Raw genomic sequence first — 12,978 nt, forward strand, 5'->3', positions numbered from 1 at the left:
CGAATCGAATCTCACATCGAATCTTTCAGCATGGCCTCGTAGTCCTGCACGCTGGCCAGGCGTGGATTGGTCTGGTGGCAATGGTCGGCCAGCGCGCCTTCGATGATCTGGCTGAACTGGCCCGGCTGCACACCCATCGCCGCCAAGCCCGGGGCCAGGCCGAGGCGGGCGTTCATGGCCTTGATGGCGTCGGGAATCTCGCTGCCTGACGACAGGCCCATGACGCGGGCCATGCGCGCCAGCCGATGCTCTTTCTGCACCGATTCGGCCCCGGCGTTGAAGCGCACCACGGCCGGCAAAAACACGGCGTTCAGCGCGCCATGGTGCAGGCGCGGATCAACCCCGCCCAGGCTGTGGCTCAGCGAATGCACGCAGCCCAGGCCTTTCTGGAAGGCCATGGCGCCCTGCATCGAGGCGCTCATCATGTTCAGCCGCGCTTCGCGGTCGCCGCCATCGCGCGTGGCGTGCTCGATGTGCGCCCAGCCGCGCTCCAGGCCGTCGAGCGCGATGCCATCGGCCGGCGGGTTGAAGGCGGCGGACATGAAGGTTTCCATGCAATGCGCAATCGCGTCCATGCCGGTGGCGGCGGTCAGGCGCGCGGGCAGGCCCAGCGTCAGTTCGGGGTCGCAAATCGCCGTTTTCGGCACCAGGTGCCAGGAATGAAAGCCGAGCTTGCGGTGGTCGCCCACGATGATGATCGCGCCGCGCGCGACTTCGCTGCCGGTGCCGCTGGTGGTGGGAACGGCAATCAGCGGGGCGGCGCGCCCGGTGATTTTTGGCGAGCCGCCTTCGATGGTGGCGTAGCGGGTGAACGGGCCTTCGTGCGTCGCCGCAATCGCCACGCCCTTGGCGCAGTCAATCGCCGAGCCGCCGCCCACAGCAATCAGCCCGTCGCAGCCGCTGGTCTTGTAGAGTTCTGCCGCAGCAAGCACCGCCGCTTCGGTCGGGTTGGACGGCGTCTGGTCAAACACCGCGACCGTCATGCCGGGCAGGGCGTCCAGCGCCTTTTGCAAAATGCCTGCGGCCTTCACGCCCGGGTCGGTCACGATGAGAGGCCGGGTGATGCCGACGCGCTTGCATTCCTGGCTGAGCAACTGGATGGCGCCGAATTCGAACTGGACCTGGGTGACGTAGTAAATGAAGGCCATGATTGCGTCCCTTTTTTGCGTTGTACGATGCGAGGCTGTTGCTGAAAATCCTACTTTAATGGCTGGAACCCCCCTTGAATGACAAGAAAACCCTGATGGCGGCCACTGTGGCGATGCTGCGTTGTGGCGCGCCCGTGTCGTCGCTGCCGGTTTGCGTCGGGTTCCGTTAAATGCATTTCAGAACCCCCGAAAGCCTGCTGACGCCCGCGATGCGCGATGTGCTCAGCCGCATGGCGCGCGCCGGTCGCGCGCCATTTCACACGCTGACGCCGCAGCAAGCCCGCTTGGCCTACGAAGCGGGCTCAGGCGTGCTGGAAATTCCCAAACCGGCCTTGGCGCGGGTCGATGATTTCAGCATTCCGGTGCGTGACGGCCATGCCGTGCCGGCCCGCCTGTACGCGCCATCGACCGAAGCGCTGCCGGTGCTGGTGTACTTTCACGGCGGCGGCTTCACGATTGGCAGCATCGCCACCCACGATACGCTGTGCCGGCAACTCAGCCATCTGGCCGGCTGCGCGGTGGTGTCGGTGGACTACCGGCTGGCGCCCGAATACCAGTTTCCCACGGCGGCCCATGATGCCTGGGACGCGCTGCAATGGCTGGCCGGCCACGCCACCGGGCTGGGGCTTGATGCGCGGCATCTGGCGGTGGGCGGCGACAGCGCGGGTGGCACGCTGGCCGCGATGTGTGCCCTGCTGGCCCGCGACGCCGGTTTGCCGCTGGCGCTGCAGCTGCTGTTTTACCCCGGCTGCGCGGCGCATCAGGACACGGTTTCGCACCGCCGGTTCGCCAAGGGCTTTGTGCTCGACGAGGTGGACATCCGCTGGTTTTTCAACCACTACCTGCGCGGCCCGGCTGACCGGGAAGACTGGCGTTTTGCGCCGCTCAACGCCGAGCATGTGGACGATGTGGCGCCGGCCTGGTTCGGGCTGGCCGAATGCGACCCGCTGGTCGATGAAGGGCTGATGTATGCCGACAGGCTGCGGGCCGCCGGGGTGGCGGTCGATCTGGAGATTTACCGTGGCGTGACCCATGAGTTCATCAAGATGGGCCGCATCATTCCCGAGGCCCGCCATGCGCATGCCGATGCAGCCCGGGCGCTGCGCCATGCCTTTCATTTGAAACATCCACTGTGAGCCAATGATGGCAAGCGGTATAGCGAGCACGCATCATTTGTTTAAATGTAATCTACACGTTGTTTTCAATAAAAAGACCGAGTCAAAAACAAAAACGCATCAACAAAAAAAGCTCACTGCGGCAGTGCAAGCGATGGGCGCTTCTGGCATGCTGTCGATTTCAGAACGGCAATAAGTCTTTTCCTGAACATCAATTTCCAGCAAGGGCGCCACTACACCGTCTTCTTTTCTGCTGACCACCAGCACCGTACTGCAGCGCGTCCCATAGCCATATTCCGGGAACTCGACAAAGGCACTGGACAAGGCCAGTTCCAGCGCCTGGGAAACGCCCGTATCGGGCAATTTATCGGAAGGCGCTCGCTGACGATTGGCCAGCGCTGACCAGAGGGGCCTTCGCAGAACCTCCTGGTCATGGGTTTTCGTTTCCTGACGCAAGGCCGCCGCCAAACTTTGCTTCAATTCAAGCGTTTTAGGCCAGGGCGTGTCCAGCGCTGCATTCGACAGCCCATACACGCCGGGCTCCAGCGCTTGCGCCTGCCAGCCTTAAACGGATGCCATCGACTTGTTGGTCAGCCAGTGCCAGGCATTGCGCTGGACATCGCCCAGCACCAGGTTGAAGCCGCCGTAAGTGCCTTCGCCTTTTTCCAGCGACGCCACAAAGCCATCGCCATCGGCTTCAAGCCAGCGGGTGACCAGTTCACCCCGTGAACACGATCCAGCTTTCGGCTCGGCTTCGCGCACATTCGTCAGGAAGGCCACGCGCCCGCCGGGCGTCATGCCCAGCCAGGTTCCGCCCGCGCGCACATCACGCCCGGAGATGATTTCCCGCCCACGGGGCGTTTGCCAGCGGGCAAGCGGCAGCGTCGGCCGGTTTAAAAACTCGTCCCGGTTCGACGCAATCACCAAAGGCCAGCGCTGCGAAGCGCCGATGGCAAAGGCAATCAGGCACATGGCAAGATTGTTGCAGCCGTGGGTTTAAATATCAGCCAGCAAAGGGTAGGGCAGCGGCAGCAGCGCCAGGGCCGCGCCTGTTGAACTGCCCAAAGTCAGGCGCTTCTCACCGGCATGTTCCGCCGCATCAGCCGCCGCAGAGGTCTGTATCGACACAATCGCGTCAAAACCGCCGGCCGGATTCGCCGCCGCCGCCGCCACCAGTCCGCAAGGCTGCTCGGCATCCTTTATATGAAACACTTCCTGCCCGACGGCAGGCGCTGCATCGGCATGCACCAGGCAGGCGCGCCGCTTGAGCGTGCCGCGGTACTGGCTGCGCGCCACGATTTCCTGGCCCGGATAGCAGCCTTTCTTGAAGTTCACGCCGCCCACTGACTCGTAGTTGAGCATTTGCGGCACAAAAGCTTCAAAAATCGGCTGGGTGATCATGGCGATGCCCGACTGCACTTCAAGCCAGTTCCAGGTTTCCAGATCAATGCCTGCCGCCTGGGGCGCGGGCGAGGCGGCAGGCGCGCACCACAGCGCGCGCAACTGGCCGGCGCCGGGATAAAGAAAGACCATGTTTGCATCGCCAATATCAGCTTTGGTCCAGGCAGGCCGTGTGCTACCAGCCATGGATTCAATAGCGCTGCCCGCCACGCCATAGAGCGAGAACTCGTCGCTGGCATCGCTCAGTTTTGCCTTGGCGCGCATCACAAACATCGACAGGCGCTTGAGCGTTGCCGCCAGAATGTCACGGCTGCAGACCAGTAAAACTTCCTCCTGGCTGCGTTTGAACAGAATAAAGCTGGCCTGCATCCGGCCCTTGGCATTGCAAAATGCCGCCAGATGGGCTTGCGTCAAGTCCATCAACGCCACGTCCTGCGTCAACTGGCTTTGCAAGAATTTCACCGCATCCTCGCCGGCGGCCCGAATGAGCCCGAGATGCGTCAATTGGACAATGCCCGAAATAGGTGGCGTTGGGCTGGTCAGGGTCATGGAGCGGTCCGTTGTGGTGGGTAGATGGCCTGAATTATCATAGCCCCTTGGTTTTTCTGGTTTCTTGTGTTGAAAAGGTCATTGGGCTGTGCGTCGTGTTTTTAGAAGTCTATTGATCCTGTTGTTTGCCGCAGTGCTGGCGCTGTCTGGCGCGGTCTTGTGGTGGCTGCATGCACCCATGCCGCTGAGGCTGCAGCCAGGCAACCAAGTGGCTGACCTTGAAATTGAATATGGCACAACGGCCAACGGCGTCGCTGAAGCGGTGGTTGCCAGCGGCGCTGACGTGCCCGTGCTTTGGTTGCAGACATGGTTTCGTTTCTCGGGGCAGGCCCGGCTGATCAAGGCCGGCAGTTATGAACTGCTTCCCGGCACCACGCCGCGCAAACTGCTGAGCATGCTGGTGCGCGGTGAGGAAACGCTTCAAAATATCACGCTGGTCGAAGGCTGGACCTTCAGGCAGGTTCGCGATGCGCTACAAAAAGCAGAGCAGCTAACGCCCGATACTGTTGCGCTAAGCCCTGAAACCATCATGGAAAAGCTGGGCAAGCCCGGCATCCATCCTGAAGGCCGGTTTTTCCCCGACACCTATACCTATGCCAAAGGCTCCAGCGATCTGGCCCTGCTCAGGCGTGCCGCCCGCGCGATGGACAGGCGGCTCGATGCCGCCTGGAGCCTGCGCAGCGCCGACTCTCCCTTGAAGTCGCCGGAGCAGGCGCTGATCCTGGCCAGCATTGTTGAGAAGGAAACCGGGAAAACCTCGGACCGGGCGCAGATTGGCGGCGTTTTCAGCAACCGCCTGCGCATCGGCATGCCCTTGCAGACAGACCCCACCGTGATTTATGGCCTGGGTGCCCAGTTTGACGGCAACCTGCGCAAGCGCGACCTGCAAATGGACACGCCCTACAACACCTACACCCGCACCGGACTGCCGCCGACGCCTATCGCCATGCCCGGAAAAGCGGCCCTGCTGGCAGCGGTGCAGCCCGCACCGACCAAGGCGCTTTACTTTGTCTCGCGCGGCGATGGCAGCAGCGAGTTCAGCGACAACCTGGACGGGCACAACCGTGCCGTCAACAAATACATTCGAGGCCGATAGATATGACCCCCACGCTTGTCGCTTCGCGTACTACGCTGCCCCCCGAGGGGGCTGGCCTTGCTTTGGGCGGCCCGGCGCGGCGGCCTTCGCATTCCCAGGGCTTGTTCATCAGTTTTGAAGGCATCGACGGCGCCGGAAAATCGACGCACATCGCCGGTCTGGCCGACGCCTTCCAATCCGAGGGCCGGGCAGTGACCCTGACGCGCGAGCCGGGCGGCACCTTGCTGGCCGAAAAACTGCGCAACATGGTGCTGGACGATGCCATGGACCCGCTGACCGAGTCGCTGCTGATTTTTGCCGCCCGGCGCGACCACCTGGTGCGCGTGATTGCGCCGGCCCTGCTGCGCGGCGATGTGGTGCTGTGCGACCGCTTCACCGACGCGACCTTTGCCTATCAGGGCGCGGGGCGCGGCTTTGATGTGAAGGTGCTGGCGACGCTGGAGCGCTGGGTGCAGTCCGGTGAAGGCCTGCTGGGCGACCCGGCCGGCAACCAGCCGATGAAGCCCGAAGTCGAAACCGTCATCGAGCCCCACCTGACGGTCTGGTTCGACCTGCCGCCCGAAGAAGCCGCCCTGCGCCTGGCGGACAGCCGCGTCCCCGACAGGTTCGAGTCGCAGCCGGTGGAGTTTTTCCGCCGTGTTGCCAGGGGCTACGCCGAGCGCCAGCTTGGCCATCCCGAACGCTTTGCCCGGATTGACGCCTCGCAAAACCGCGAAGCCGTATGGCAGGGCATCCGGCAGGTGTTTGTCGAAAAGGGATGGCTGCAAGCCGCTGCCTTGCCATGAACGACGCCAATACACCCTTGACCGCTTCCCGGCGCCTCGCCCCCTGGCTGCAAATCCAGCTGGAAAGCCTTCTGGCGCAGCGCGGCCATGCCTGGCTGCTTGGCGGGCCGTCGGGGCTCGGCCAGTTTGAACTGGCGCTGGCGCTGGCAGCCGCCTGGCTGTGCGAACAGCCGACGGCGCAGGGCGCTTGCGGCCACTGCGGCAGCTGCCATGCGGTGCAGGTCCATACGCATGCCGACCTCTGCATGTTGCTGCCCGAAACCCTGTCGCTGGCGCTGGGCTGGCCACTGGATGAAAAAACGCAGGACGAGCTGGACAGCAAAAAGCGCAAGCCCAGCAAGGAAATCAAGGTCGATGCGGCGCGCGAAGCGGTGTCGTTCACGCAGTTCACCCGCTCGCGCGGAACGACCAAGGTGGTCCTGGTGTTTCCTGCCGAACGCATGAACCACATCACGGCCAACACGCTGCTGAAAACCCTCGAAGAGCCGCCAGGCGCGGTCAAATTCATTCTGGCCACCGAAGCGGCGCATCAGCTGCTGCCGACGATCCGCAGCCGCTGCCTGGGCCACACCATGGTCTGGCCTGATTTTGAGCAGGCTTTGGCCTGGCTTGGCAGCGAAGCTGCCCCTAGGAATAGTGCGGAAGGCAGCCTGAAAAAGCAGCTCGCTCCTCCTGAAGCCGCTGATTTGAAGACGCTGTTGCTGGGGGCTGGCGGCCGTCCCGCGGACGCGCTGACATGGGCGCAAAACAGCCCGGCTGCCGAAGCGGCGCAGCATTGGCAGGCTTTGCCCAAAGCCATGGCCCGGGGCGATGTAAGCGCCCTGACTGACTGGGCGCCGGCCACGGCGGTCGATGCCCTGCAAAAGCTTTGCCACGACATGTGGGCGGTCCGGGTGGGTGCGTCTCCCCGTTTTTTCAGCGCAAAAGACCTGCCCGCATTGGCGTCTGGCAAGCCAGGCGGTGCGCCTCATCATCCGGCTGGAGCCGGCCTGCAGGCGCTGGCCAGCTGGTCCAGGGATCTGAACGCCATTGCCCGTACCGTTGAGCATCCCTACAACCCCGGCTTGCTGATTGAATCCCTGGTCAGCCGTGCAAAGACAGCACTCAATGCCAGATAAACCGTCATGGAAAAATTAGCGTCATGAGCACAAAACCTCTCTCCAGTCCTGCCGCCGCCCCGGCATCCCGGCCCAGCATTATCCAGTTGATCATCAAGGAGAAAAGTGAGCTTTATTCGGCCTATATTCCGCTGTTCAAGGATGGTGGTATCTTTATTGCCGCCACCCGCGAGTACAAGCTTGGTGACGACGTTTATGTTTTGCTGACGCTTCCGGAAGAAACGCAACGCTACCCGGTCACGGGAAAAGTCGCATGGATCACGCCAGTCCATGCGGCCGGCAACCAGGTACAAGGCATTGGCGTAAAGTTTCCCTCTGACGAGAAATCGCGCGCACTTAAGGCCAAAGTCGAAGAAATTTTGGGCTCTAGCCTGGGGTCGAACCGGCCCACGCATACGATTTGAATCTCATCTACATAATTGAAATTAGAAATCAATGTTCACTGATTCACATTGCCATTTGAGTTTCCCGGAACTCAAGGAAAACCTGCCTGAAATCAGGCAAGCCATGCAAACAGCCCAGGTTGGCAGAGCATTGTGTATTTGCACCACACTGGAAGAATTTGAAACGGTTCATCAACTCGCCACCACCTACGACAATTTCTGGTGCACCGTTGGCGTACACCCTGACAATCAGGACGTACAGGAACCCGGCTTTGACGATCTTGTAAGACTTGCAGGTTTGGCAAAAGTAGTCGGGATTGGCGAAACAGGCCTGGACTACTACCGGCTTGGCGAGCGCACTGTCGCCGACATGGAATGGCAGCGTGAACGCTTTCGGGTGCATATCCGCGCTGCGCGCCACACCGGCAAACCCCTGGTAATCCACACCCGGAACGCTTCAGAAGACACATTGGCCATTTTGAAAGAGGAGGGTGGCAGCGCTGGAAAAAACGCGCCCGCGCGTGGCGTTTTTCATTGTTTCACTGAAACCCAGGCCGTTGCCCGGGCCGCGCTGGACCTTGGTTTTTACATCTCGTTCTCAGGCGTGATTACCTTCAAGAATGCAGCTGACATTCGGGAGGTCGCCCGTTTTGTGCCGCTTGACCGCATCTTGATCGAAACCGACAGTCCGTATCTGGCGCCCATGCCTTACCGTGGCAAGACCAATAATCCGTCGTATGTACCCCTGGTTGCACAAAAAATAAGCGAGATCAAGCAGGTATCACTCGAAGTGATTGCACAGGCCACCAGCCGGAATTTTGAACAATTGTTCACGGGCGTAAACACATGACTGCATCCATTCCCGGCTACCTCAGGAAACTGTCTTTCCTGCTGGTTTTTGCAGGCGCTGGCTTGGCGCATGCCGGCTCCTACGATGATTTTTTCAATGCCATCAAGCAAGACAATGCAGGCAAGATCAAGGAACTTCTTGTCCGGGGTTTTGACGCCAATACAACAGACGCCAAGAGCCAGACCGGGTTGTACCTTGCATTGAGGGAGCCCTCGCCAAAGGCTGCACAGGTTTTGATCGAATGGAACAAAACCGATGTGAACAAACTCAATGCGCAGGGAGAAAGCGCATTGATGCTGGCAGCACTCAAGGGACAACTGGAATGGGCTGACAAACTGATCAAAAAAGGCGCGGACGTCAACAAAACCGGATGGACGCCTCTGCATTACGCCGCTAGCAGTGGACAGGTTGCGATCATCAGCTTGCTGCTGGAAAGCAGCGCGTACATAGACGCCGAGTCGCCGAACGGCAGCACGCCACTGATGATGGCCGCAATGTACGGTTCAGCAGCATCCGTTAAATTATTGCTCCAGGAAGGCGCCGATCCGAAGCTCAAAAACCAACAAGGATTGACGGCGCTGGATTTTGCGCAACGCAGCAATCGGCCTGATGCCGTGGAAGCGATTGCCGCAGCCATAAGAAGCAAACGGCCAAGCGGCAAGTGGTAAACGGGCCTGATATTCAGGAGGCAACAGGCAGTTCAAGCAAGAACTCGGCGCCACCACCAGGGTGGTTGCTTGCGCTCAACACGCCACCGTGCTGTTCCACGATGCCATAGCTGATCGACAGGCCCAGGCCAGTTCCCTTGCCCACGGGCTTGGTGGTGAAAAACGGATCAAAAATATGTGACAGATGTTCTGCCGCTATGCCCGGGCCGTTGTCACGAAGCCGCAGGCGCACACGATTCCCGGCGGATTCGGTATCAATCCATACCACTTTTTCCGCATTGGCATTGCCTGTCATCGCGTCTTGTGCGTTTTGCAAGAGGTTCATCAAGACCTGCTGCAGTTGGCCAGAACTGCCCGTCACCGTCAAAGGAGGTCCAGGCTGCCATTTCACCTGAAAACTGGGGGCTGCGCCTTTGCCGACCCAGTGAATGGCGCGCTTGATGACCTCATTCAAATCGACCGGCACCCGGGCTTCCGGGTCCATGGCGGAAAAACGCTTGAGCCCATTGACAATATTGGCCGTGCGCTGGGCGCCTTCCAGCGTGCCTTCGATGAGCGACGGCAGATCATTCAGCATGTGGTCGATGCGCAGCCTGGCACGCAGTTCTTCGAGCTGTTCGCTGCTTTCGCCCGCATGCACGGCCGCCACGTACTGGCGCAGGCGGTCGCAATAGCGGCTCAGCGCATGCACGTTGCCCAGTACAAAACTGATGGGGTTGTTGAGTTCATGCGCCACGCCGGCCACCAGGCGGCCCAGCGAGGCCATCTTTTCGGAATGCAGCAGTTGCTGCTGGGCGCGCTTGAGGGCTTCATGGGCGCTGCGCAGCTCATGGTAGGCGCGCTTGATCTCGGCCGTGGGCCGGGCCACGAACACCGTGCCCACGCGGCGCCCGTTGGCGCCCACGCGCGGGGTGCAATTGGCATCGACCGGTACGCTCTGGCCCTGCGCATCGAGCAGGTTCAGCTCCAGTCCTTCGCCCCGGCGCGGCGGGTTGGTGTTGTCCAGCACGGTGCGCGCCCGCTCCACGCTGACGGAGTCGGCCAGCAGGTCATAAAAGGAGGTGCCGTGCAGGTCGGCCTCGGCGCGGCCCACCAGCTCGCACAGCGCGGCATTGGTTTCCTCGATCACGCCGCGCTCGTTGCACACCAGCAGCACGTCGGACATGGCCGAGAGCACGCTGAGGATGAACTGCTGGGACTGCTCCAGCTCGGCATTTTTCTTCTCCAGTTCGATTTCGTCGTCGATGAGCTGCGAATACACCTCGTCCATTTTCTGGATCACGTCCACCCAGGTGGACTCGTCCAGGCCCTCCATGGCGTTGCCCGGCATCAGGCTTTCCAGACCGGGCGGCCGGCCGTGGGCAGCGTCAGGGTTTGATGAGGCGGGCATGCGCTATTTTCAATGCACCGTACACACCATGCAAGGGTCGAACGAGCGCACGATATGCTGCACCGAGACTGGCGTGGCTTCGCCCGGCTGTACCAGGGCGCCTTCCAGCGCCTGCTCCAGTGCGCCCGCCGTGCCCGCCTTGTCACGCGGTGAGAAGTTCCAGGTCGTCGGGGCCACGATCTGGTAATTGGCGATCCGGCCCCGGCTGGCTACCACCCAGTGGCCCAGGCTGCCGCGCGCGGCTTCGCTCAGGCCCACGCCCACGCCTTCGGTAAAAGCCGGGCTGGGCACGCAATAAGGCGCGTTGGGCTGCAATTGCCGCAGCCAGTTTTCCATCATGGGCACCACGCGGGCCAGTTCCAGCACGCGGGCCAGTACCCGTGTGAAAACCGTGCCGCCATGGCGCCGCACCGCATCGAGCACCAGCGGATGAGCCGCCGCCAGCTGCCGGGCAATGGCGCCGGTCTCGATCACCTGCCCGGCCAGGCGGGGCGCCTTGTTCCAGGTGTAGGCATCGGGTTTGTCAATATCGGGCAGCGTGATGCCTTCGACAGGATGGCGCGGCCCGGCGGCATCGGACAGCCAGGCATGGGTCGCGTCTTCGCGGATGCCACTCACGTCAAGCGGCATCAAGCTGCCCGTGCTGGCAAGCCAGACCCCGCTGCCGAATTCAAAGCCACCGCCCGGCTGCGGATAGGCCCCGTAACTGAGGTAGCGGCCCGGCCCCGACCCCAGGCTGGCGAGTCCGGCACTTTGCACCATGCTCAGGAACAGCCGGAAATCACCACGCCACGGGTCTTGGGCATGCCAGTCCCACAGGGCTTGCTCGCTGTCCAGGCCGGTGATCAACTCCAGCGGGGCTGCGAACAGCTCGCGCTCCAGGAAGCTGCGGAATTCGCGCACCTTGGCCAGCAGGCGAATCCGCTCGGCCGCCTCCACCGGGCGGGTCGAGCCGCCGGCTTCGACGCTCTGGGTGTGCGGCCATTTGCCGGCCAGCGTGCCGAGCAGCGTGAACCAGCGCTGGCGCGCCGCAATTGCGGCGCGGGTCTGCTCGCCCGTCTGCGGGGCAAAGCGGCGCAAGGCCTCGGCATGCCATGGCTGCCGGGCATACACCGGCCGGGTGAAGTCAGGCATGAAGAACAGGTAGAAATGCGTCAGGTGGTCGGCCAGGTTTTCGGTGGCCAGCATCACATTGGTGACATGCTGGCCATTGGGCGGCGGTGCTATGCCGCCCAGGCTGGCCAGGGCACGGGCGCAGGCCACGGACTGGGAGACCGAGCAGATGCCGCAGATGCGCGGCACATAGACCAGCGCATCGTGCGGGTTCTTGCCCTGCAAGATCTGCTCGAACCCCCGGTACATCGGGGCGTTCACCCGGGCGGAGGTGACCCGCCCGTCATCAATGTCCAGCGTGACTTCGAGGTCGCCCTCGACGCGGTTAAAGGGACCGACAAGCAGGCGGGTCATTTCAATCGGGTCTTGCGGGCCAAGGGCGCCACCACCAGATGGTCGGCCACGGCATTGAGCTTGACCCGCCGGGGCGTGGCGGATTTGGACAGCGATGCCAGCGCCACGAACCAGGCCTTGGGCATGTCGGTCGGCAGGCCAATCGGGATGCCGGCGAACTTGGGCGTTTCGTGGAACGGATGGCCGGGCTCCTGAAAGCCGGGTTCGGTGCAGGCGATGCAGGCATAGCCGCCGCGCGTGCAGGAGCCCTCGCCATTCCACAGGCGGGTGTTGCAGTCGGCATGCACCTGCGTTCCCTTGCAGCCCCGGTGTTCCATCATGCAGCCAAGGTCAGACGGCTTTTCGGCGCTGGCCTTGTACTCGTAGTATTCGTTGCGGGTGCAGCCGTGATGCACCAGCTGGTCGGCGTAAAAGCGCGGCCGGCCCAGCGTGTCTAGGTCAGCGTCGCCCAGGGTCTCGCTGGCCAGGGCCATCAGGCTGTCAATGACCCAGCCGGGATGGGTCGGACAGCCAGCGATGTTGATGACGGGCAGGCCGCTGGCCGAGCGGAATTCGCTGCCCAGCAGGCCGCCGGGACGGTCATCCTCGTACTGCAGGCCGCAGGCATCGGTCGGGTTGCTGCCGCCAGCGGTGACGCCGCCCCAGGCCGCGCAACTGCCCACGGCCACCACATGGCGCGCCTGCGCTGCCAGCTGCCTGACCCAGTGAATCATCGGAATGCCCGTGCCGGCCAGCACATGAAAGCGGCCGCTGCCGTGCGGGCCGCGCAGCAGCGAGCCTTCGATGCACAGCGCATCCAGCCGCACCTGTCCGGACACGATTTGCTCCAGCAGGCCAATCAGCTCATGACCGCTTTCCAGCGACAGCGACGGATGCCACAGCAGGTGAATGCCGGCGTCACGCAGGTGGCCATGGAAATCGGTGGTGTCGGCGCACAGCAGCGACATGCTGCAGCCACCGCAGCCACCCGACTGCAGCCAGAGCACATTGAAGGCCGGGTTGGTCATG

At 62.5% G+C, this 12,978-nt stretch carries 12 protein-coding genes and 2 pseudogenes; 7 read left to right on the forward strand and 7 right to left on the reverse strand.

The window, feature by feature from the left end:
• Positions 1–11: 11 nt before the first annotated feature.
• Positions 12–1,148: an iron-containing alcohol dehydrogenase gene (locus tag PNAP_RS09740; RefSeq protein ID WP_011801334.1), complete on the reverse strand. Its 1,137-nt coding sequence runs from the start codon at positions 1,146–1,148 to the stop codon at positions 12–14.
• A gap of 170 nt (positions 1,149–1,318) precedes the next feature.
• On the opposite strand from PNAP_RS09740, the gene PNAP_RS09745 reads away from it, so the two are divergent.
• A complete protein-coding gene (locus PNAP_RS09745) occupies positions 1,319–2,284 on the forward strand; it encodes an alpha/beta hydrolase (protein WP_011801335.1) in 966 nt (321 codons plus the stop codon).
• Positions 2,285–2,383: 99 nt separating this feature from the next.
• Here the strand turns inward: PNAP_RS09745 and PNAP_RS25620 are convergent.
• Both PNAP_RS25620 and ygfZ read right to left on the reverse strand, forming a co-directional pair.
• Positions 2,384–3,235 (reverse strand): annotated as a pseudogene (locus PNAP_RS25620) (NRDE family protein).
• A 24-nt stretch (positions 3,236–3,259) separates the two neighbouring features.
• Positions 3,260–4,213 (reverse strand): CAF17-like 4Fe-4S cluster assembly/insertion protein YgfZ, encoded by a 954-nt coding sequence (gene ygfZ / locus PNAP_RS09755; protein WP_011801336.1) that lies wholly within the window; start codon positions 4,211–4,213, stop codon positions 3,260–3,262.
• Positions 4,214–4,301: 88 nt separating this feature from the next.
• Here ygfZ and mltG point away from each other — a divergent pair, with 88 nt between their 5' ends.
• The 6 genes from mltG to PNAP_RS09785 are packed head-to-tail and all read left to right on the forward strand — an operon-like array spanning position 4,302 to position 9,113.
• A complete protein-coding gene (mltG, locus tag PNAP_RS09760) occupies positions 4,302–5,309 on the forward strand; it encodes an endolytic transglycosylase MltG (protein WP_011801337.1) in 1,008 nt (335 codons plus the stop codon).
• Between the two features lie 2 nt (positions 5,310–5,311).
• Positions 5,312–6,094 carry a dTMP kinase gene (gene tmk, locus PNAP_RS09765; protein ID WP_011801338.1) on the forward strand — a complete coding sequence of 261 codons (783 nt, stop codon included), beginning with the start codon at positions 5,312–5,314 and terminating at the stop codon, positions 6,092–6,094.
• Positions 6,091–7,212 carry a DNA polymerase III subunit delta' gene (locus tag PNAP_RS09770; RefSeq protein WP_011801339.1) on the forward strand — a complete coding sequence of 374 codons (1,122 nt, stop codon included), beginning with the start codon at positions 6,091–6,093 and terminating at the stop codon, positions 7,210–7,212. The genes tmk and PNAP_RS09770 overlap by 4 nt, the downstream gene beginning before the upstream one ends.
• 23 nt (positions 7,213–7,235) lie before the next feature.
• Entirely contained in the window at positions 7,236–7,616 is a 381-nt protein-coding gene (locus PNAP_RS09775) for a PilZ domain-containing protein (RefSeq protein WP_011801340.1), read from the forward strand.
• A 31-nt stretch (positions 7,617–7,647) separates the two neighbouring features.
• Entirely contained in the window at positions 7,648–8,445 is a 798-nt protein-coding gene (locus tag PNAP_RS09780) for a TatD family hydrolase (RefSeq protein ID WP_011801341.1), read from the forward strand.
• Positions 8,442–9,113: an ankyrin repeat domain-containing protein gene (locus PNAP_RS09785; protein ID WP_011801342.1), complete on the forward strand. Its 672-nt coding sequence runs from the start codon at positions 8,442–8,444 to the stop codon at positions 9,111–9,113. Before PNAP_RS09780 ends, PNAP_RS09785 begins: the two co-directional genes overlap by 4 nt.
• A gap of 13 nt (positions 9,114–9,126) precedes the next feature.
• On the opposite strand, the gene PNAP_RS28320 is transcribed toward PNAP_RS09785, so the two are convergent.
• From PNAP_RS28320 to PNAP_RS09800, 4 genes and pseudogenes are all read right to left on the reverse strand, one after another.
• A complete protein-coding gene (locus PNAP_RS28320) occupies positions 9,127–9,408 on the reverse strand; it encodes a sensor histidine kinase (RefSeq protein ID WP_408633755.1) in 282 nt (93 codons plus the stop codon).
• A 387-nt stretch (positions 9,409–9,795) separates the two neighbouring features.
• Positions 9,796–10,503 (reverse strand): annotated as a pseudogene (locus tag PNAP_RS28325) (PAS domain-containing protein); the annotation flags it as partial.
• Positions 10,504–10,512: 9 nt separating this feature from the next.
• Positions 10,513–11,970, reverse strand: coding sequence for a nickel-dependent hydrogenase large subunit (locus PNAP_RS09795; protein WP_011801344.1), 1,458 nt, complete (start codon positions 11,968–11,970; stop codon positions 10,513–10,515).
• A complete protein-coding gene (locus PNAP_RS09800) occupies positions 11,967–12,977 on the reverse strand; it encodes an NADH-quinone oxidoreductase subunit B family protein (RefSeq protein ID WP_011801345.1) in 1,011 nt (336 codons plus the stop codon). Before PNAP_RS09800 ends, PNAP_RS09795 begins: the two co-directional genes overlap by 4 nt.
• Between the last annotated feature and the right edge of the window lies 1 nt (position 12,978).

Source organism: Polaromonas naphthalenivorans CJ2 (genome assembly GCF_000015505.1).
GTDB classification, from domain to species: domain Bacteria; phylum Pseudomonadota; class Gammaproteobacteria; order Burkholderiales; family Burkholderiaceae_C; genus Polaromonas; species Polaromonas naphthalenivorans.